This is a genomic window from Silvanigrella aquatica, assembly GCF_001907975.1.
Lineage (GTDB): Bacteria > Bdellovibrionota_B > Oligoflexia > Silvanigrellales > Silvanigrellaceae > Silvanigrella > Silvanigrella aquatica.
Window position 1 is genome coordinate 1,246,476 of record NZ_CP017834.1, and the last position, 19,422, is coordinate 1,265,897.

Here is a 19,422-nt window from a genome sequence, read left to right on the forward strand (position 1 = left end):
AGACCCTCCAGTCTTGGTGGTAAAGTTTTTTCCTTACGAGCAATATTTTTTTTAGCTATTGACTTACTAGCCGATTAATCATGAACTGTCAACGGAAAATGTGGTTTTTAAACGAAAAAATATAGAAGGATATTAAATTTAAAGGATTTAAGTGAGATAAAGTTAAATATTATAAATGATATTTTAAGAATTGTTTGTTCTTATTTATTAAGATTAACTTTTTATGACTATTATATATCTTTTTAATGTAAAGGTTAATTTAATTTTTTTGATATTTAATTTTAAATAATAATAATACATAAAATTATTAATTTATAATAAATATAATCTATGTATTATATTGAAAAAAATTTCTTTAAGTTGTGAAATAGCGCGCTTGCGGATGCCATGAAACGAGAGCGCTGGTGGTAAGTTCAGGATGCATTTGGAAGGCTTCTGAGATTTGCACACCAATCCTATCCGCTGCAAGAAGTTGCAACAGAGTCCCATTCCCTTCCATATGGGGGCAGGCAGGATACCCAAAAGAATATCGTGACCCTTGATAACCTTGACTAAAAAGCTGTCTGAGAGTTTTGGCATCTTTTATGGAAATTCCTAAATCAGTGCGAATTCTTTTATGAATCAATTCGGCAAAAGCCTCTGTCAGCTCGGTACCCAATCCATGTAAATAGTAATATTCTGTAAAGTTACCTTGATCGTAAAGTAACTTTGAATCTTTGGATAGTTTGTCACCTAAAGTTACTATTTGCACAGCGAGTGTATCTATATCTCCCGATTGAACATTTTTAAAAAAGTCAGAAATACAAATAATTTTTCCTTCCTTTTGTCTTGGAAAATAAAATTCTGAAATAATTTCTCTGTTTTTTATAGGAGTATCAATTTTTGTACCTGGTTTGTAAACTAATAGCTTATTACCTTCAGAGCACACAGGAAAATAACCATAAATTGCTTGAGGAATAATATTTTTTTCTTTAATAAGTTTTTCTTTCATCTGTGCAAATAAGGGAAAAGCTTTTTTGTCAAGAATTTCATTAAACTGCTCTTCGGTCATATTTTTTTGTGAAAATCCCCATCGGCTGCGGATTAAGGCAAATTCATCAATATATTGAAATAAATTTTCAATTGGTTCTGTCACAATTTTTGTTCCCCAAAAGGGTGGTTCAGGTACCTTTTCGTCTTTTCGGATCCAGGGGCTTTGGCCATATTTATCTGCTTCTAATGTTTTGTTACCTTTACGGATGATTTTTATTTCATTATCTGATGCTGTCGGTGATGTAACAGCAGTCTCTTTATTGTTACTTCGTGCAAAATTTCTAATTTCAGTTGTTTTTTGTGCATCAGGAATTTCGTTTAAGGGACATAATTTCTCCATAATTTTTAAGCTTTCAAAGGCATCAAAAGCATAAAAAACCGGACCTGGATACACAGCTTGGCAATCTTTTTCTACAAATTCACGCGTTAAAGCAGCTCCTCCTAAAATAACGGGAATTTTGAAACCATGTATAGCCATGTACTCTAAATTTTCCTTCATAATGGCTGTTGATTTGACGAGCAATCCACTCATTCCAATGGCATGCGCGCCTGAATTTTTGTATTTTTCAAGGATGGATTCAATGGGTTGTTTTATTCCTAAATTTAAAATTTCAAAGCCGTTATTGGACAAAATAACATCAACCAGGTTTTTTCCAATATCGTGAACATCTCCTTTAACTGTGGCAATGATCATTTTACCTTTGCTATAGCTCGATTTTTTTTCCATATAAGGTTCTAAGGATTTAACTGCGGCTTTCATAGCCTCAGCGCTTTCCAACACAAAAGGCAGTTGCATTTCTCCGGCGCCAAAGCGTTCCCCGACGACTTTCATACCATCGAGTAAAATGCTATTAATGATATGCAGCGGAGGATATTTTTGCAGAGCTTCCATGCAATCTTCAACAATAAATTGTTTTTCTCCGTCAATAATATCTAGTTTTAAGCGTTCTTCAACAGATAATGTGCTTCGTTTAGAATTTTCATTCATCCCCGATTTTTTTGAATCAGAAAATTTTTGTAATATTTTTTTTAGGGGGTCATATTGTTCATTTCGTTTATCGAAAATTAAATCTTCAAAAAGTCCTCTATCTTCATGGTCAATTTTAGCTACGGGAATTATTTTTGAAGCATTTAATATGGCTAAATCAAGACCATTTTTAACCGCATGATAAAGCATTAATGAATTTAACATTTGCCTAGTATATGGATTTAAACCAAAACTGATATTCGATAATCCAAGAATAGTACGTACACCTGTTAACTTAGATTTAATTTCTTTAATAGCATCAAGCGTGGAAATAGCTGATTTCCTAAATTCTTCATCACCACTTCCTAAAGTAAATGTCAGAGGATCAAAAATAAGATCACCTGGATTCATATTAAAATCATCGACTACTAATTTATAAATTCTTTTTGCTATTTCTAATTTTCTTTCAACGGTTTTTGCCATACCTTCTTCATCAATTGTTAAAGCAACTATGGCAGCGCCATATTCTTTGCAAAGAGTTAAAATTTTTCTTGCTTTTTCTTCTCCATCTTCAAAATTAATCGAATTGACAATACATTTACCTGGAGCAATTTGGAGAGCTCGTTCAATGACATTCACTTCCGTGGAATCGATCATTAAAGGAATATTAACTTGTGTTACTAATTTTTTTAAAAATTGATCCATATCTTCTGTTTCGTTACGTGAAACATAAGCAACACAGACATCAAGAATATGAGCACCTTCTTTAAGTTGTCCTTTGGCAATTTGGACAAGTCCGTCAAAATCATTTTGTGCTAAGAGGTCACGAAATTTTTTTGATCCATTGGCATTTGTTCTTTCGCCAACATACAAAGGTTTTGGTTCTAAATTTAACGGAACACTGGAATACAAACTGCACACACTGCGATCGTATTTACCTTTGCGCATTCCTGCGTTCAATTGACCAGATATTTTTGCTAATTCTTTAATATGTTCGGGAGTGGTGCCACAGCAACCTCCAATGACATTTAAAGAAAAATCCTTTGCCATGGTGACAACTTTATGAGCAAAATCCTGAGGTCCTAAGGGATAAACCGTTTTTCCACCAATATTTTGTGGGAGTCCTGCATTAGGTAACACGCTTAAGGCAAAGGGTGATGCTTCTGCAAGGTAAGCTATATGCTGACGCATTTCGTCAGGACCTGTAGCACAATTCATACCTAAAACATCGACGCCAAGGGATTCTATTGCTGTGAGAGCTGTTTGAATATCGCTTCCCACAAGCATGGTACCTGTGGCTTCAATAGTGACTTGTGTCCAAATAGGAACTTGTTTTTTTAATTCTTGCATTGCTTTTTTAGCGGCACGAACCGCAATTTTAACCTGATTTATGTCTTGACATGTTTCAATAAGAATAGCATCAACACCACCTATTAATAAGCCACGCATTTGTGTATAATAACTCTGATAAAGTGTTTGATAATCAATTTGTAATAAGGAAATTATTTTTGTCCCAGGACCTACGCTGCCAATGACAAATTTGGGAGTATTATAACTGCTTGCCACTTCGCGCGCGAGTTTGGCAGCTTGGATATTAAGATTTTCAGATCTGTGTGCGATTCCAAATTCGGCTAAGACAATTTCATTGCATCCAAAAGTATTTGTTTCAACAGCATCGGAGCCTGCATTAAAATAATTGTGATGAATTTCTTGAATCCATTCTTTTCGCCTTTCATTTAACAGTTCAACACAGCCTTCCGTTTGAATACCGCCATAATCGTCTAGGGTGGGATTATTTGCAAATATTTGTGTTCCCATGGCGCCATCAAGAAGTAAAACTCGTTCACGCATAATATCTGAAATTGTTTTTTTCATTTTAAAGGCCTATGTAGTTAATGGAACAATTCCCTAAAATTTTTATTTGGCAACCCAGTCTTTCGTTGGAATTGGCTTCGATAGATTGTAAAAAATCTTTTTCCTCACGTTCCATGGGTGAAATATTTTCCGTTCCTTTTTCAATTTTAATGCGACAAGTTCCACATGTTCCGTTACGGCATCCAAAAGTAACATCAGCGCCACTAGCGTCGACAATTTGTTGAAAAGTAGATCCAATTGGAACTTCTACTTCCATATCTTCTAAAACAAAATGTATAATAGGTTTTGACATTTTTGTTTCCTAAATGTTTTGAAATATATTAATTATTATTTTTATAAAAGTTTTAAAGCAAAATCAACCATTCCAAGTGGTGCACTAATTTGCAATCCTTGAACAGATGATTTGATTTCTTCAATGAGTTCTTTTGCAATCAATATTCCTTCTTCCATTTGTTCATCAGAAGTTTTGCATTTGCGTATGCGTTCCACCACGCTTTTGGGAACATAAACACCAGGAACTTCATTGGCCATAAATTCCGCGTTACGTAGGCTTTTGAGTGGCCAAATTCCAGCAATAATCGGAATTTTAAATTGTGAAGAAAACTCTAGAAAACGAAACAACGACGCGGAATCAAAAACGGGCTGGGTGATAGCCCACTCCGCTCCTGCTTCAACTTTGTAGCGAAAACGGGATTTTTCTTTTTCAATATCTGAGGCAACTGGATTTGCTCCGACGCCCACACTCATGCAAGTGGGACGACCTATGCTTGAACCGCCTAAATCGTATCCTGAATTTAAGCGAGAGACCATATTGACCAGTCCAATAGCATCGATATCAAAAACGGCAGTGGCATTGGGATAAGGCCCTAATTTCGGAGGATCGCCCGTAATGCATAAAATATTTTTAATACCTAAACCCGCTGCTCCTAAAAGATCACTTTGAATACCAAGCAAATTTCTATCGCGACAGGCGTAATGCAATATCGTTTCAATACCAATTTCTCGTTCAATAATACAAGCTGTAGCAAGGGAACTCATGCGCGCCGAAGCGCGAGGTCCATCGGGAATATTTATGGCGTCAATGTTATTTTCTTTACATATTTTAGAGCGTTCTAATATTTTTTCAATTTCCAGTCCTTTAGGGGGAAGCAATTCCATCGAAATTACGAATTTTCCATCTGCAATTTTTTGTGACCAATTGCTTTGTAGTGTGCGTGGTACTGTAGAAATATGAGCACGAATAGGGTTGTGATCGGCGATATTTCTTTTGTTACTTTGTCCTGTATCAAAAGCTTTTGCTTGTCTGATGGCGCCTGACATTATTTTTGTATGCAATGGGGAAGTGCCACTGCTCCCGCCTAGAAGGCGTGCTCCTTTTAAAAGGGCTTGTCTGGCAAACTCTCCCATATATTCGGGACTGGCCATATAAATAAGGCGTCCGTCAACCATGCGCGGTTGCCCCGCATTTGGGTATAAAATAATGGGCTTTAATGTTGATTTTGCTAGTTTTTTTAAGATTTCGAGCATAGGGGCAGGGCCATTTCCTCCGTCGATTCCGACGACATCGGCTCCCCATTCATCTAGTTTTCGAATAAACCATTCCGGTTCGGTTCCATATAAGCTGTGTCCATCTTCATTGACACTCATCATAGCAATAATAGGGGAATCACCAAGCTCTTTTATGGCAAGAATTGCTTGATGTATTTCAGAAAGATCGGGAAATCCTTCTAAAATAAAAAGATCTACACCGCCTTTTATTAATGCCTCCGCTTGGTGGCGAAAGGATTCTTTTGATTCTTCAAGAGAAGTGGGTCCCCAAGGTTCAATACGGACTCCTAGGGGACCCATTGATCCTGCGACCCAGCATTGATCTTTTGCTGCTTTTCGCGCAATTTTTGCGCCTGCAATATTTAATTCCTTAAATTTATTTTCCAGTCCAAATGCCTTGAGCTTAAATGTATTTGCTCCCCAAGTATTTGTACTGATAATTTGCGCTCCCGCGTTAATAAAGTCGGAATGAATTTGTAAAACGAGATCGGGTTGAGATAAATTTACTTCTTCAAAGGATTTATTTATAAATATTCCTTTTTCATAAAGCAAAGTTCCTGTGGAGCCACCAAGAAGTATGCATTCACCTTTATTTAGAGATTCACGAAAAGAACGACAACACAACTTTGGCGTTAAGGAAACAGCGACTTCAGTCATATTTGACCCACTCCATTAAAATTTGTCTCACAGTGGAAAAAACCACACAACACAGCCACAAGGGCGAGAGAACAAAGAGTTTAGGTAATGCAAATCATTTTTGATTTGCACAATGTTTTTTCTACATTGTATTTTGAATTATGACATGAAAAGAAAAACGCAGCAAGGAGTGTCGCATATTGTTTATTTTATTGTGTGCCCTTATTATTTGGAATATATGTGTATCCGACACCTCTAACCGATATAATAAAGTCAGGTTTTGCTGCATTTTTTTCAATGTATTTTCGAAGTTTTCCGACAAAAACATCGACGGTTCTTGTTTCAATAACGCCATCGTATTGCCATACTTTTTGGAGCAAATCATTGCGAGTTAAAATTTTATTTTCATTTTCTAAAAAAACTTGAACTAGTAAACCTTCTGTAGGAGAGATGCGATGCTCAGTTCCATCACTGCGCGTAATAATAAGTCGTTCCGGATCGAAAATAGAATGACCAAATTTTTGGGGAGATAAATTGGCATCGGATTTATACCATTTTTTTCTTTGCACAAGTCTTTTTACTCTTAAAATAATTTCTGAAAGATTAAAAGGCTTTGTTACGTAATCGTCCGCACCTAATTCAAATGCTTTAATACGATCATTTTCAAGACTTTTGGCACTAAGAACTAAAATAGGAGTGCGTTCTGCAAGAATACGAGTGCGTTTTAATATTTCATAACCATCAAGTTGTGGGAGCATAATATCGAGAATAATTGTTGAAATTTTATCATAATTTTCTTTGATATATTTAATTGCCTCTAAACCATCAGAAATAATAGCGACTTCAAAATCTTCCGCCTCAAAATTAAACTGTAGTCCTTCTGCAATGGATTCTTCGTCTTCAACAATGAGTAGTAAGTCTTTGGAGTTCGACATAAAAAGTTGTTCCTTTATTTAACCCTTCGCTTAATGCGAATATTTTTCCATGATGTTCTTCAATAATGGATTGGCAAACAGAAAGTCCTAAACCAGAGCCTTGAACTTTTAATTTGGCATTACGCTCAATTCTGTAGAATTTTTTAAATACTTTTTTTAAATTATTTTTTTCGATTCCGACACCGTTATCTTTAATGTAAATTTGAACAGATTCTTTTTTTGGAATAATTCCTCCTTGAATCATTCCCCCTTTTTCAGAGTATTTTACGGCGTTATCGAGAAGATTGTCGAAGAGCATGGAAAGATGATGAGGGTTGCCCCAAACAAAGTAACTATTTTCTTCGTCAGATTCTAATGTTTGAAATTCAAATACACGACTTTCTCCAAAGCGTTCTTTGACTTGAGCAAAACATCCCATAAGCAGTTCATTTAAATTAATGCGCACATGAGCAAGCGATGATTTATCTGACTCGAGGCGAGCTGAAATTAGAACCGTGTCAATCAGTTTTTGTAGGCGTTCTGTTTCTGTAAGTGTCCGGGTTAAAAAACGTCTCCGTTCCTCATCGGCAACATTGCGAAGTAGCATTGTCTCTGCATAAAGGCGTATACTAGCTAGTGGAGTTTTGAGTTCGTGTGTTACATTGCTTAAAATCGTATCTTGCATTTTTGTAATGCGCGACAAACGTCTTTGGCTAACAAAAATCATGTACAGGGCAATGAGGATGAATCCCATGAGGATGCACCCTTGGGCTAAAATAATCCATTGCCCCGAGCTTGTCGGTGGCACAGGAATTTTTTCGATGAAGCTATTTATTTCTTGGCTTCTTAGAATGTACCATCTGATCCAGACAAACATTAAAAGACCCCAACATATTTGGGCGAGGATAAGAATTGATATGGGATGTAAAAGCCATTTTAGTTTTTTAAGCATGCTCTTCCTTTTATTAATTGCTACATTAGGTAGCAATGTTATTATACAAAAATCTTTCGCCAGCGAAAGTACGAATTCAGAAATTATGGGTAAAAAGTATATTACTTTTTACCAAGATTTCCTTAAGTACAAGCATGAACAATCTATTAAAAATTTAGAAGAAATTAAAGTGGAGGGTATTAAAGAGAAAAAAATTGAAGACAAGATATATATTTTTCTTGGCCTACTAAATATGGCGGTTGATAATGATTTAAATGATTATGCGAATATTGCAATTAAAAATTTAAAGTCAATTAAGAATAAAATGAGCGATTCACAAAGTGAAATTTATAAGTTATATTATGCAAAATATTTGAATAAGATTCAAGATGATGCGGGAGCTATTCTTTTATTAAAACCTCTTATAGCAAAACAACAATCAAATTTAAATTCTCTCGCTGCTCCCTTATATCTTGATTCCTTATTAGATGCGGGTTTAAAATCTGAAGCTTTGCAATTTTACAATACGCATTCATCAATTATTGATCAAAATTTAAATTGGGAAAAATTAAATGAAATTTTAGTAAAACTTTCCTCTGCTGCCATGTCATTTAATCAACCTAATTTAGCCCTTACATTTTTAAAAAAACCCTTACTTTTTTATCCTCTGGAAAAGTCAGGACGTGAAGCTATGAGTATTTTATCGAAAATTGAATGCTCGGGAGGCAGTATTGGAAGTTTATATTTTCGAGAAGAAAATATGCAATATTTATCAAGAGAAGTTTATAAAAGAATAGGAAAACAGCCCGATTCTAGAAATTATATTTTGGCTTTAGTTGGTATTAATCCTCATAAACCTGTGCCACTTGATCCTGTTGAAACCTTAAATGAACAAGAAAAAGAGAAATTATTAGGAATTGCAGAATTGCTTATGTCTGCTAGAGAATATAGCATGGCAGATTATGTGTTAAGTTATTTGTCGCAATCAGAAAACTATACAGCCTTTTTTAATAAAGATAAATTACTAGACATGCGCGGTAGGGTATATAATGCGCTTAATAAACCTATTAAAGCAGCACAAGTCTATTATAAATTATTTACGGAATTACCGAATTCAAAGCTTGCTGACAATGCAAAATTAAAATACGCATTTTCTCTTCATTTTGCTCATCGAAATAAAGAAGCCGCTGTTTTTGCAAATCAAAATAATATTTATAATTCTAAAGATGAGCAGAGTTGGTTTCTTTTTTGGCAATATTATCTTTCAAATCAAACTAAAGAAGCTGAAGTTATTGCAAACGACTACTTAACTAAAAATCCAACTAAAACTCGTTTTAAATATTGGCTATCAATCATTGAAAAAGAAAGAAATGAAAAAAGTTTACTTCTTAAAAATCTTTCTGAAATTTCGAAAAAGACGGTTGATTATCCTTATTCAATTTTTGCAAGATGGCGTTTAAAAGAATTTTTATCTAAAAACGAAAAAGAAAATATACCGCATAATTTTAACTTTAAAGATTTTTATGTTGCAAAAACCAATCCATTTTTGAAAAAGAAATTAAAAAATAAAAATTTTGAATATATTAGAACATTGGTTAATTTTAATTTAAATGATATTGCTAGTTTATATATTAAAAAAATAAATTTAAAGAAAATGAAAAAAAATCAGGTCATTATTCTTGCCAATTTAGCATATGCTGCCATGGATTATAAAATGTCTTCGGATTTATCTCGCAATTATTTTGAAAATGATTTGGATGATTATCAGGCAGGTGAAATATGGACAGAAAAAACCAATTTTTGGAAATTAAATTTCCCACTTGCCTATTGGCCTGATGTACAAAATGCAGCACGCCTTGCTGATATTGATCCCTTTTGGCTCCTTTCTATTATGCGGGCGGAATCTGTTTATTATCCCCACGCCGAAAGCTCAGTCGGGGCGATTGGGCTTATGCAAATCATGCCCTATACGGGAATTCATATTTCAAAACATATTGGGAAAGAAAATTTTAGCGCGAGTTTATTAAAAGATCCTGCGCAATCTATTGCTTATGCCGCATGGTATTTAAGAATGTTATTAAAAATTTATCATGGAAATTACCTTTTAGCCACCGCGGCTTACAACAGTGGCCCAGAAGCGGTGAATCGTTGGATTAGTCAGAATAATTCCCTGACTATTGATGAATTTTATGAAAATATTCCATTTGTCGAAACAAAAAAATATGTGGCAAAAGTATTAGGATACCTTGACATTTATTACCGAGTGCAACTAGGAAGTGGTGACGGATATAATCTTGGTTTTGGCGAATCTTTGCCTGATCCATTTACAAGATTAAATATTTTTTAAAAATTAAGTAGTGAAGGGACTAAAGAGTGACATTCCAAGCGGAAAGGAAAAGCGAGCCCATTTTACAAATTAAGAATTTAGTTAAAACCTATCCCAATGGAACAAAAGCATTGAAAAATGTTTCATTTGAGGTTCCCAAGGGAGCCTTTCTTTCCGTAATAGGTTTATCGGGGTCTGGAAAATCGACCTTATTACGATGCATCAACCGCATTCACGAACCCACAGCGGGTTCGATTTTTTTTGAAGGACAAGATATTACTCATATTAATGAAAAACATTTAAGAGAAGTCCGCAAAAATATAGGAATGGTTTTTCAGCATTTTAATTTGATAGATAGGCGTAGTGTTTTGAATAATGTGCTTATGGGGCGACTAGGACAATTAAACGATCATTTTTTGGGCGGTATTTTTCAAAAATGGCCTGAAGAATGGATTGCTGATGCGCATGAAGCATTAAAAATAGTGGGTATTGCGGATAAGGCTTATGTGCGTGCTGATGGCCTCTCTGGTGGTCAGAAACAACGCGTGGCCATTGCGCGCACTCTCGTACAAAATCCTCATTTGCTTTTAGCCGATGAACCCGTAGCATCATTAGATCCCTCAACAAGTTACTCTGTAATGAATTATTTAAGAGATTTAAACCAAAAAAGAAATATTACCGTCGTTTGTAATTTGCACTTTTTAAGCCTGGTTCGTGATTATTCCACACACGTTATTGCTTTGCGCAATGGGGAGAAGGTTTTTGAAGGAAAGCCTACAGATATTACGGAACAATGGTTTAAAGATATATACGGCGCCGATGCTAAAGAAGTGGAGATAAACTAATGAAATTTCCATCTTTTATTCCAATGGATGAATCAAAAAGAAAAAAAAGAGAAATTACCGGACTTATTTTAGAGTTATTTGTTTGGGGCTATTTTTTTATTTTTTTAGGAAAAATTTTTGTATTTTCAATATTATTTCCCATTATAGAAAATTTTGCTTACGATGACACTCCTTCTGAATGGGCATTAAATTTTATTCAAAGTATAGATTTTGACAGCCGTTACTTTGAATTCCCATGGAGTTGGTTTTTTATTTTATTTGGTATGGGTGCCGTTGTTGGTTTTTTTGTTTCTTTAAAATGTAAAGGCTTTGGTTCGTGGATAGCAAGCCTTTCTAAATTACAGGTCACAAATCCTGAAGATTCCATTAAATTACAAAATCATTGGAAGTTAGCTCGCATAGAAGCTTATTTATTGGTCTTTGTTACTTTAGTCACAGGTATGGTTTTAATCAATGTCAGCTTACTGAAAATCCTACAAATTGATGGGTTATTAGGAGCAGGACGCTTGACTTTGCAGCTGGCATGTGGCGTTCCTGGTGTCGGAGAAACGGCCGGTTCTTTTTCTATATATGAAGGGTTGCAATGGATTTTAAATATCTTTCTTAAAATTCATAATGCTGTTTTTGCAAATCAAGTGGAACTTTTTAATATTCAATGTGTCCCCAATGATTTAACTTATTTTAGTAAAGCTTTGAGCAAGCTTGCGGAATCTATTTATCTCGCATTTATTGCGACATTTTTTAGTGTTCCCGTTGCATTTGCATTGTCTTTTTTTGCTTCGCGTAACTTAACAAGACATAGCTTTTTTATGAGATCATTTTATATTCTTATTCGTTCCTATATGAATATAACCCGTTCCATAGAGCCGTTAATTTGGGCCATATTATTTTCCGTGTGGATTGGCATAGGTCCCTTTGCGGGCGCTATGGCTCTTATGGTTCATAGTATTTCCAGTCTTGTAAAACAATATTCTGAGGCAGTCGAAAGCGTGGATGAAGGTCCTCTGGAAGCTCTTCAGGTCACCGGTGCCAATCGCATATCTGTAGTCTGGTACGCCGTGGTTCCTCAAGTGGTTCTTCCCTTTCTTGCCTTTACCATTTATCGGTGGGACATTAACGTGCGCATGGCTACAGTCATTGGCTTAGTCGGTGGTGGTGGTATTGGTAGCATTTTAATTCAAGAACAAATGCTCGCGCGTTGGACACAGGTCGGAAGTCTTGCCTTTCTCATTTTCTTAGTGGTTTGGGGTATGGACTTCCTTTCCGCAAGAATTCGAGAGGCCATTCAATAAGATGGAAATTAAATATTTAGGCTTAATGCCTTATAGTGATGCTCTTGGCTTAATGGAGTCAATGCACGCCGAAATCGTTGCCAATCCCTTTAAAGAGGGGGTGATACTCGTTGTGCAGCATCCCCCTACAGTTACTATGGGGAAGCGCGAGTTATTTGAAGATATGATTGTGCCACCTGAACAACTTAAATATAAAGGGGTGGCTTATCATAAAATTGATAGGGGGGGCAGCGTCACTGTGCATGAGCCCGGGCAAATTGTCATATACCCTATTTTTCACATTGATAAACAAAAACAGAGCGTGCGTTCCTATGTAAACCATTTAGAAGAAGCCATGATTGAAACAGCGCAGCACTATGGTGTTGCGGCAAATCGTGATGAAATCAATCCCGGTGTTTGGGTAGGGCAAAATAAAATAGGTGCTGTAGGTATACGCATTTTAAATAAAGTAACTAAGCATGGTATTGCATTTAATGTAAATAATTCTCTTGAGACATTTACGACTATTGTGCCCTGTGGTCTGCGTGGTCGCGGTGTTATCAATTTAGAATCAGCAGTAAATGAAAATAAAAGTCTAACTATCTGTGAATCTAAAATTATTAACATCGATGAAGTTTCTAAAATTTTAGCTGAAAAAATTCGTGAGAAACTTTTTAAGTAACTATTCTATATTAATTTGATAAAATAAATCAATCTCATAAGCCCTTGATAAAAATATTTAAACTTTAAATTATTATTTTGTAATTTTTATTATGTAAATAAATTATTTTTATTAAGTTATACTTTAATATTATAAAAAATTTATTAAATATTTAAAAATAATTTTGTTATTTTTTATTAAATGAGTATTTTTTAAATTTGATTTTGTGGAGATTCGATTAGAAAAAATAATTTATTGAGGTTTATTAAATGATTAATTATATGAAAAAATATGGTAATGGGCAGGAAATGCTGATACCTGGAGAAATTTCTGAAATTGATAGATTTTTCGAAAGTTCAAGGAACTCTTATAAGGGAAAAGGATTGATTGAAAATAAGGAATATAATGTTATTTTTTTTGGATGCCACGGAGAAGGGAATCAACATCATGGAAAGTTTATCAGGGAATATTGTAATAAGGAAAACTTTGAACCTGATTTTTTTCTATTGAATGGCGATAACTTTTATGAAAATGGTGTTGAATCTTTCCATTCTCCCTTATTCAAAAAATGTTTTGAAGATCCCTATGTAAAATATTTCCCAAGACATACCTTTTTTCCTATTTTAGGCAATCATGATTACGCTCACTCTGTTAAAAGCAGATTGATGAAAATATTCCACATTTCAAAAAAAGCAGATCCTTACGCTCAGATAGGATATTCTTCTATAAACAATAGTTGGTATATGCCAGGCAGGTATTATTCTTTAAATCATCAATTTATGGAAATTCAAAAACAACCTCTGTTTGAATTTTTTTGTATAGACTCAAATACAATACTTCTTGATAATAATCAGCAGGAATGGCTTATTCATAAAGTGAAATCATCTAAAGCGTTGTGGAAAATTTTAGTTTCGCATCATCCTATTTTGACAAAGGGACATCATGCTCATGAACCTGATGTTACAGGTTTTAACCAATTTATAATTGAAAATAAATTATATAAGGGATTAAATTTAATTATATCAGCTCACGAGCATAATAATCAAATATTACACTGTGCAGGAAATTTATTTCAAATTATAGTTGGAAATTGTTCTTCAAAAAATCCTCACAAAATTCATGATAAAAGTAATTTGATTTATTTGAATGATCAAAAAGGAGATTCTTCTTTTGGTGTTTTAAAAATAACAAAAGACAATATTATTTGCGATATAAAAGGTAATTATAGTAATTTTAATTTTGATTATAAAATGCAGCGTCATTTAAATAGAAATAAAACACTGACAAATTTTGGTGTAAATCCAGGCAATAAAAAAATTATCGAATTTGCTAACGAAATTAAATTAAATATTAATCCTAATATTCCACCTAAAAAATCAGTTCGGACTTCCAATCAACTAACAGGGCGTGAAAATATAGCTCTGAATAGAGCTCACTTTCTTGATCCGAATTTTAAATTAATACCTTTTGTTCCCGTAGGTTCAAAATTATCTCAAACTCCTAAAAATGCAAATACAGTCAGCTTATTATTGGATGGAACACGTCGTATTTCAGAAATCTGTTTAGAAATAAATCAATTGATTTTAAATTGGAATGATAAGAGCAAAATTAAAATGAAAATACGGTCGGATAAAATTAAAAAAATGGATTCCAAATTAAATGAATTGCAAATTTTTTCGAATCAAATTATAAAATCGGATTCTATTTTTGTAAAAAATTCAATATTAAATCACTCAGAACAAAAAATAATTTTAGCAGAAATTTATCATTATCTATCGGAAATTTATTTTTATTCTATGCAATATACATTAGATCATAAACAAAAAAATAAAATCTCGGAAAGACAACCTGCCATTGAACAATTAATGGCTGAAATTTCTAATATTTATTCTTTAATATACCAAGGATTTATTTCTTATTATTTAAAATCAAGCAAATTGTCGAATATAAATGCAGCGCCCGTAAAAGCTTTAGAATATTTAGAATTTCTTGAACTACAGAACAACAAAAGAAGAGCTGAGGAGGGATATAAATTTATTACAAAATTAAAATTTAATTTTGGACATGCTTAATTTACACTCAGAGTTGGCTTTACAGATTCTTTTTTCTTTAAAATTTTTGTCGTTAAAATAGTGAAGGCACCATTTCCTAAAACATTAGCTGCGGTATTTAAAGGGTCAAGCAATATATAAATTGCTGTAATTAAGCCGCTCATTTCTGGTGAAAATCCTAAATATTTTTCTAAAATAGGGATCATCACAACAATTCCGCCCCCAGGAATGCCGGCCACACCAAATTTTGCAATGACAAATAAAGTAGCAAACATAAAAAATGTCGGTAAATCGGGAAAACTCAATCCAAAAGTCGTCATGATGGCAAAAGCGATCATGGGCACAGCAATACTATCTCCCACCAGGTGCACGTTAACCGTTGCAGGAACAATAGTACGGGAGAGATCCACTTGTCCCGTGTTTTTTTCTGCTGCATTGATGTTTAAGGGAAGGGCAGCCATGCTGGACATAGTACTAAAACCCATCATACCTGCAGGCAGCACATTCTTTGCAAAATAAAGGAATTTTTTAGGGCTAAATCCAGCACCAATGAAATAAAGTAATGATAAATATAGAATTTCAGTTAAAATAATGGCTACAACCAAAGGAAAATAAGATTTCACGATGACGGAAAGTACACCATCGCTTTCTAATTTAATGACAAATCCGAGGGCAAATAAGGGAAGAACAGGGACAAATAATTTATTTAAAAATAGCGTAACAATATTCCGCATTTTGTTGGCAAAATGGAGTACTTTTTGAGTTTTAAAACGTGAGTATGAAAAAATAATTCCTGACAAAAATCCGGCAAATAAAGCAAAATTATTTGATATTAAAGAAGGTAATTTTAAGTCCCAGTATGGTTTTAAGGCATTGGTATTATTTGCTATCGCATTTGCTAAAGGAACATCACCAAAGCCCGAAAGGGCAAATTTTGAAACATTATAGCCAATAAATGTAGAAATATATCCGGAAATACAAATACAAACTAACAATATTACAATAAATTTAAATACATTCGATTTAAATGAAAGAAGACAAGAAAAAATACAACTAAATATAATGAAAGGGAGGAAAAAAACCAGGGTCTCTTTTAATGTCAGACTGAGAGCGTATAAAATAGATTGCATAGACGCTGGTAAAAGATTTCCAAAAAAGAAACCAAATATCAGAGTGATGAGCAGTTTAAATATGATACTGTTGAGTATTTTGGGGAAATATTTAATCATTTTGCAACCTTAGAAAAATTTTATACCTTAGGTAGGTCCCTGTGGCAAACACATTGCAAAGCCGTCGGATTTTTACCAATTGTCTTCTGTAACGAAATCAATAAATGGAGTCAACCACTCATGAGTCTTAAGATTTATTCTTGGAATGTTAATGGCATTCGTGCTTCGGCAAAAGCCGGTTTTTTTGAATGGTTAAAAAAATCCGATGCCGATATGGTTTTTTTACAAGAGACAAGAGCTCTACCGGAGCAGCTGGCTCAAGAACAACTTGAGCCCTATGGGTACAAAAGTTTTTGGCATCCTGCTGATAAAAAAGGATATAGCGGTGTGGCCGTATACACGCGATTACCGATTCAAGAAAAAGATCTTGTTGTGGGACTTGGCAATATTGATTTAGATAGAGAAGGGCGATTTATAGGTCTATTTTACAATAATATATTTTGTTCTGCAGCTTATTTTCCAAATAGCCAGCCGGAGGGAAAACGCTTAGAATATAAACTTGCCTTTTGCCAAGCGGTCCATAAAAAACTGAATGATTTTCGTAAGGAAAATATCCCTATTATTTTAGGCGGAGATATTAATATAGCACATACAGAAATCGATCTTGCCAATCCGCAACAAAATCGAAAAAATCCTGGGTTTTTGCCTGAAGAAAGGTTATGGTTAACAAAGTTTTTAGATGACGGTTATTTGGACGCTTTTCGATTATTTGAGAAACGCGGGGGATTTTATACATGGTGGAGCAATCGTCCTGGGGTGCGGCAACGCAATATAGGTTGGCGTATCGATGCGCATTTTATTTCAGAAGAAATCAAAAACAAAATTTATGCATCCTCTATTCATGCCGATGTTATGGGCTCTGATCATTGTCCTATTTCCCTTGATATTTCTTAAATCATATAAAATGGTGAGAATAAATTATGCTAAAAAAATTATTGTTACTTTTCTTTTTTGTTTCCTTAGAGGTTTTTGCAGAACAGTCCGTGCCAAACCAACTCGAAAAAATTAAGACACAAAAAGAATTAAAAGTTTGTACAAGTGCAGGCTATGCTCCTTTTGAAGTGAGAACAGCAAAAGGCAAATGGGTTGGTTTCGATATCCTTATGTTTGATAATTTTGCCAAATATTTAAATGTAAAATTAGAATTGGTGGATATACGTTGGGAAGGAATTTTTCCCGCACTTTTATCTCAAAAATGTGATTTTATTACTGGTGGTATGTCTATTACCGAAGAGAGAAAAAAAGTAATTAATTTCAGCGATGTCATTTATAAAAGTGGTAATTCCCTTGTGATATCTTCACATAATTCAAGTAAATTTAAGAACCTTCAAGATTTGGATAAAGAAGGTGTTAAAATTGCTGTAAAGACAGGGAACACCGGGCAGCAGTATTTAGAAAAAAACTTAAAAAATGCAAAATTATTGCGTTTTGATACCAATTCTGATTTGCTAACAGCTGTCCTCAAAAATAGAGCCGATGCCTTTGCACAAGATACCGTATTTGCACTTATGGCCTCTCACGAGAATAAAGGAAAACTGGTTATTTTATCTGAAAAATTAAATTATGAAGATTTGGCTGTGGGTGTTCGGAAGCAGGATACAGAACTACTCAATAAATTTAATTCTTTTTTAGCAGACTGGAAAAAATCAGGAGGCTATGGTAAGGCCGTAACGTACTACATTGAAAGTGACAAATGGACTGCGGAACTTAAAAATTAAGTTTATATTGGAGAAAAAATGCTAAGAAAAAAAATTTCTATTCTCTTTTTATTTTTTAGTATTTTTTTTATCAAGGCAGCCTATTCTCAAAGAGAATATAATAATATTTTAGCCATGAGTGACATTCATTTTAATCCCTTTGCTATTTGCGTAGATAAAAATTTTAAAAAAAAATGCTCCGCATTAATTCGGGAATTAAATGAAAGCGAAGTTAATAATTGGAAACAAATTTTTGAAAAATATCATGAAAATTTATCCCCATCAGTTTCAGGAGAGGACACAAATTATCCTTTGTTTGAATCATTTTTATATGGAATTAAAGAAATAACGGAAAAAAATTCAAATATTCGTTTTGCTGTGATTCTTGGCGATTTTTTGGGGCATCATTTTATAGATAATTTTAAATTATACTCTCAAGATAAATTAGATCCAAAAAAAATAGATTTTATTAAAAAAACCTATCAGTTTTTAACAAATGAAATTCGTTCTGTTATACCTGCACAAATTGAAATTTATCCTGTTATTGGCAATAATGATTCTTATATAGATAATTATAATGTGGATAATCCAAAGACATCATTATTTTATAATGATTTAAAAAATATTTGGGCTTTAAATTCCGAGCAAATTAAAAATTCAGATTCTTTTTCGTCTGGTGGGTATTATTCTGCTAAAACAAAAATTAAAGGACTTTCTGTTGTTGCGCTCAATACCAATCCTTTTTCTAAAAAAGCGACAAGCAAAGATAAAGCAGACATCAATAAAATAATTGAGGAGCAACTGATTTGGCTTAATGTAAAATTAGAAAATGCTAAAAATCAAAAAATATTAATCATATCGCATATTCCTTTTGGTATAGATACCTATTCATCTTTAAATTCGTTAAAAAAAGGGGGAGATCCTGTTTTATTTTGGAAGGATAATCCTAATTTAATTGAAAAACCTTACTTGAAAATTTTATCGAATCATTTCTCTTCCATTGCCGGAATTTTAGTTGCCCACACCCATTTTAATTCCTTTCAAATGATTGATAATGATTTAGAACTATTTTCTCTTACTGTCCCTTCGGTGAGTCCCATTCATAAAAATAATCCAGGTTTTCAAATATTTACTTTAAATGATGCAAATATTTTTATGAATTCATTAAGTTATGTCTTTGGCAGAGAAGAAAAAAAATGGAAAGAACTTTATAATTTTGATGAACTCTATGAAAGTCAAACTCTTTATGTCGGAGTTCAAAGTTTAATTGGAAAATGGTTTAAAGAACCTTTAGTATCCGATGGGAAATTTATTAATTTTTACTCCATGGGTAATGAAAATACACAAGTAAAAAATAATTGGAATTATTATATTTGTGCTGCCGATAATAATTTAAATAGTGAAAACTATAAAGAATGCTTAAACTCTATTTACTGAAT

The 19,422-nt window shown here is 33.6% G+C and carries 14 protein-coding genes; 8 read left to right on the forward strand and 6 right to left on the reverse strand.

Annotation, left to right across the window (positions count from 1 at the left end; all coding sequences use genetic code 11):
- Positions 1–355 precede the first annotated feature (355 nt).
- The 5 genes from metH to AXG55_RS05285 form a co-directional block, all read right to left on the reverse strand.
- Positions 356–3,874: a methionine synthase gene (metH, locus tag AXG55_RS05265; protein ID WP_148697083.1), complete on the reverse strand. Its 3,519-nt coding sequence runs from the start codon at positions 3,872–3,874 to the stop codon at positions 356–358.
- Between the two features lies 1 nt (position 3,875).
- Complete coding sequence (locus AXG55_RS05270; RefSeq protein ID WP_148697084.1) at positions 3,876–4,166, reverse strand: 2Fe-2S iron-sulfur cluster-binding protein; 291 nt, start codon at positions 4,164–4,166, stop codon at positions 3,876–3,878.
- A gap of 41 nt (positions 4,167–4,207) precedes the next feature.
- On the reverse strand, positions 4,208–6,079 hold the full coding sequence (locus tag AXG55_RS05275) for a bifunctional homocysteine S-methyltransferase/methylenetetrahydrofolate reductase (RefSeq protein WP_148697085.1): 1,872 nt from the start codon (positions 6,077–6,079) through the stop codon (positions 4,208–4,210).
- A 188-nt stretch (positions 6,080–6,267) separates the two neighbouring features.
- Positions 6,268–6,993 carry a response regulator transcription factor gene (locus AXG55_RS05280; RefSeq protein WP_148697086.1) on the reverse strand — a complete coding sequence of 242 codons (726 nt, stop codon included), beginning with the start codon at positions 6,991–6,993 and terminating at the stop codon, positions 6,268–6,270.
- The gene (locus AXG55_RS05285; RefSeq protein ID WP_148697087.1) at positions 6,959–7,924 is read right to left on the reverse strand and encodes a sensor histidine kinase; all 966 of its coding nucleotides are present in this window, start codon (positions 7,922–7,924) and stop codon (positions 6,959–6,961) included. Before AXG55_RS05285 ends, AXG55_RS05280 begins: the two co-directional genes overlap by 35 nt.
- On the opposite strand from AXG55_RS05285, the gene AXG55_RS05290 reads away from it, so the two are divergent.
- From AXG55_RS05290 to AXG55_RS05310, 5 genes are all read left to right on the forward strand, one after another.
- On the forward strand, positions 7,890–10,250 hold the full coding sequence (locus tag AXG55_RS05290) for a lytic transglycosylase domain-containing protein (RefSeq protein WP_233231394.1): 2,361 nt from the start codon (positions 7,890–7,892) through the stop codon (positions 10,248–10,250). The two genes, AXG55_RS05285 and AXG55_RS05290, sit on opposite strands and share 35 nt — an antisense overlap.
- Before the next feature lie 26 nt (positions 10,251–10,276).
- Positions 10,277–11,074, forward strand: a complete 798-nt coding sequence (gene phnC / locus AXG55_RS05295) for a phosphonate ABC transporter ATP-binding protein (protein ID WP_233231395.1) — start codon at positions 10,277–10,279, stop codon at positions 11,072–11,074.
- Entirely contained in the window at positions 11,074–12,366 is a 1,293-nt protein-coding gene (gene phnE, locus AXG55_RS05300; RefSeq protein WP_148697089.1) for a phosphonate ABC transporter, permease protein PhnE, read from the forward strand. Before phnC ends, phnE begins: the two co-directional genes overlap by 1 nt.
- A 1-nt stretch (position 12,367) precedes the next feature.
- Entirely contained in the window at positions 12,368–13,027 is a 660-nt protein-coding gene (gene lipB / locus AXG55_RS05305; protein WP_148697090.1) for a lipoyl(octanoyl) transferase LipB, read from the forward strand.
- A gap of 248 nt (positions 13,028–13,275) precedes the next feature.
- Positions 13,276–15,078: a metallophosphoesterase gene (locus AXG55_RS05310; RefSeq protein WP_148697091.1), complete on the forward strand. Its 1,803-nt coding sequence runs from the start codon at positions 13,276–13,278 to the stop codon at positions 15,076–15,078.
- Here AXG55_RS05310 and AXG55_RS05315 read toward each other — a convergent pair.
- Positions 15,075–16,286: a cation:dicarboxylate symporter family transporter gene (locus AXG55_RS05315; protein WP_148697092.1), complete on the reverse strand. Its 1,212-nt coding sequence runs from the start codon at positions 16,284–16,286 to the stop codon at positions 15,075–15,077. The genes AXG55_RS05310 and AXG55_RS05315 overlap by 4 nt on opposite strands.
- 120 nt (positions 16,287–16,406) lie before the next feature.
- Between AXG55_RS05315 and AXG55_RS05320 the strand changes: the two genes are divergently transcribed.
- Genes AXG55_RS05320 through AXG55_RS05330 form a run of 3 tightly spaced genes read left to right on the forward strand, consistent with a single transcriptional unit; the run spans position 16,407 to position 19,420 of the window.
- Positions 16,407–17,180 carry an exodeoxyribonuclease III gene (locus tag AXG55_RS05320; RefSeq protein WP_148697093.1) on the forward strand — a complete coding sequence of 258 codons (774 nt, stop codon included), beginning with the start codon at positions 16,407–16,409 and terminating at the stop codon, positions 17,178–17,180.
- 26 nt (positions 17,181–17,206) lie between these two features.
- Positions 17,207–18,004, forward strand: coding sequence for a transporter substrate-binding domain-containing protein (locus AXG55_RS05325; protein ID WP_148697094.1), 798 nt, complete (start codon positions 17,207–17,209; stop codon positions 18,002–18,004).
- Between the two features lie 18 nt (positions 18,005–18,022).
- Entirely contained in the window at positions 18,023–19,420 is a 1,398-nt protein-coding gene (locus AXG55_RS05330; RefSeq protein WP_148697095.1) for a metallophosphoesterase family protein, read from the forward strand.
- Positions 19,421–19,422: the final 2 nt, after the last annotated feature.

What these genes read in the sequence shown, in the direction of transcription:
- metH (WP_148697083.1), bottom strand. Translation starts at nt 3,874, where the DNA reads ATGAAAAAAACAATTTCAGATATTATGCGTGAACGAGTTTTACTTCTT.
- AXG55_RS05320 (WP_148697093.1), top strand. Translation starts at nt 16,407, where the DNA reads ATGAGTCTTAAGATTTATTCTTGGAATGTTAATGGCATTCGTGCTTCG.
- AXG55_RS05290 (WP_233231394.1), top strand. Translation starts at nt 7,890, where the DNA reads ATGGGATGTAAAAGCCATTTTAGTTTTTTAAGCATGCTCTTCCTTTTA.
- AXG55_RS05280 (WP_148697086.1), bottom strand. Translation starts at nt 6,993, where the DNA reads ATGTCGAACTCCAAAGACTTACTACTCATTGTTGAAGACGAAGAATCC.
- AXG55_RS05310 (WP_148697091.1), top strand. Translation starts at nt 13,276, where the DNA reads ATGATTAATTATATGAAAAAATATGGTAATGGGCAGGAAATGCTGATA.
- AXG55_RS05285 (WP_148697087.1), bottom strand. Translation starts at nt 7,924, where the DNA reads ATGCTTAAAAAACTAAAATGGCTTTTACATCCCATATCAATTCTTATC.
- lipB (WP_148697090.1), top strand. Translation starts at nt 12,368, where the DNA reads ATGGAAATTAAATATTTAGGCTTAATGCCTTATAGTGATGCTCTTGGC.
- AXG55_RS05330 (WP_148697095.1), top strand. Translation starts at nt 18,023, where the DNA reads ATGCTAAGAAAAAAAATTTCTATTCTCTTTTTATTTTTTAGTATTTTT.
- phnE (WP_148697089.1), top strand. Translation starts at nt 11,074, where the DNA reads ATGAAATTTCCATCTTTTATTCCAATGGATGAATCAAAAAGAAAAAAA.
- AXG55_RS05270 (WP_148697084.1), bottom strand. Translation starts at nt 4,166, where the DNA reads ATGTCAAAACCTATTATACATTTTGTTTTAGAAGATATGGAAGTAGAA.
- AXG55_RS05275 (WP_148697085.1), bottom strand. Translation starts at nt 6,079, where the DNA reads ATGACTGAAGTCGCTGTTTCCTTAACGCCAAAGTTGTGTTGTCGTTCT.
- AXG55_RS05325 (WP_148697094.1), top strand. Translation starts at nt 17,207, where the DNA reads ATGCTAAAAAAATTATTGTTACTTTTCTTTTTTGTTTCCTTAGAGGTT.
- AXG55_RS05315 (WP_148697092.1), bottom strand. Translation starts at nt 16,286, where the DNA reads ATGATTAAATATTTCCCCAAAATACTCAACAGTATCATATTTAAACTG.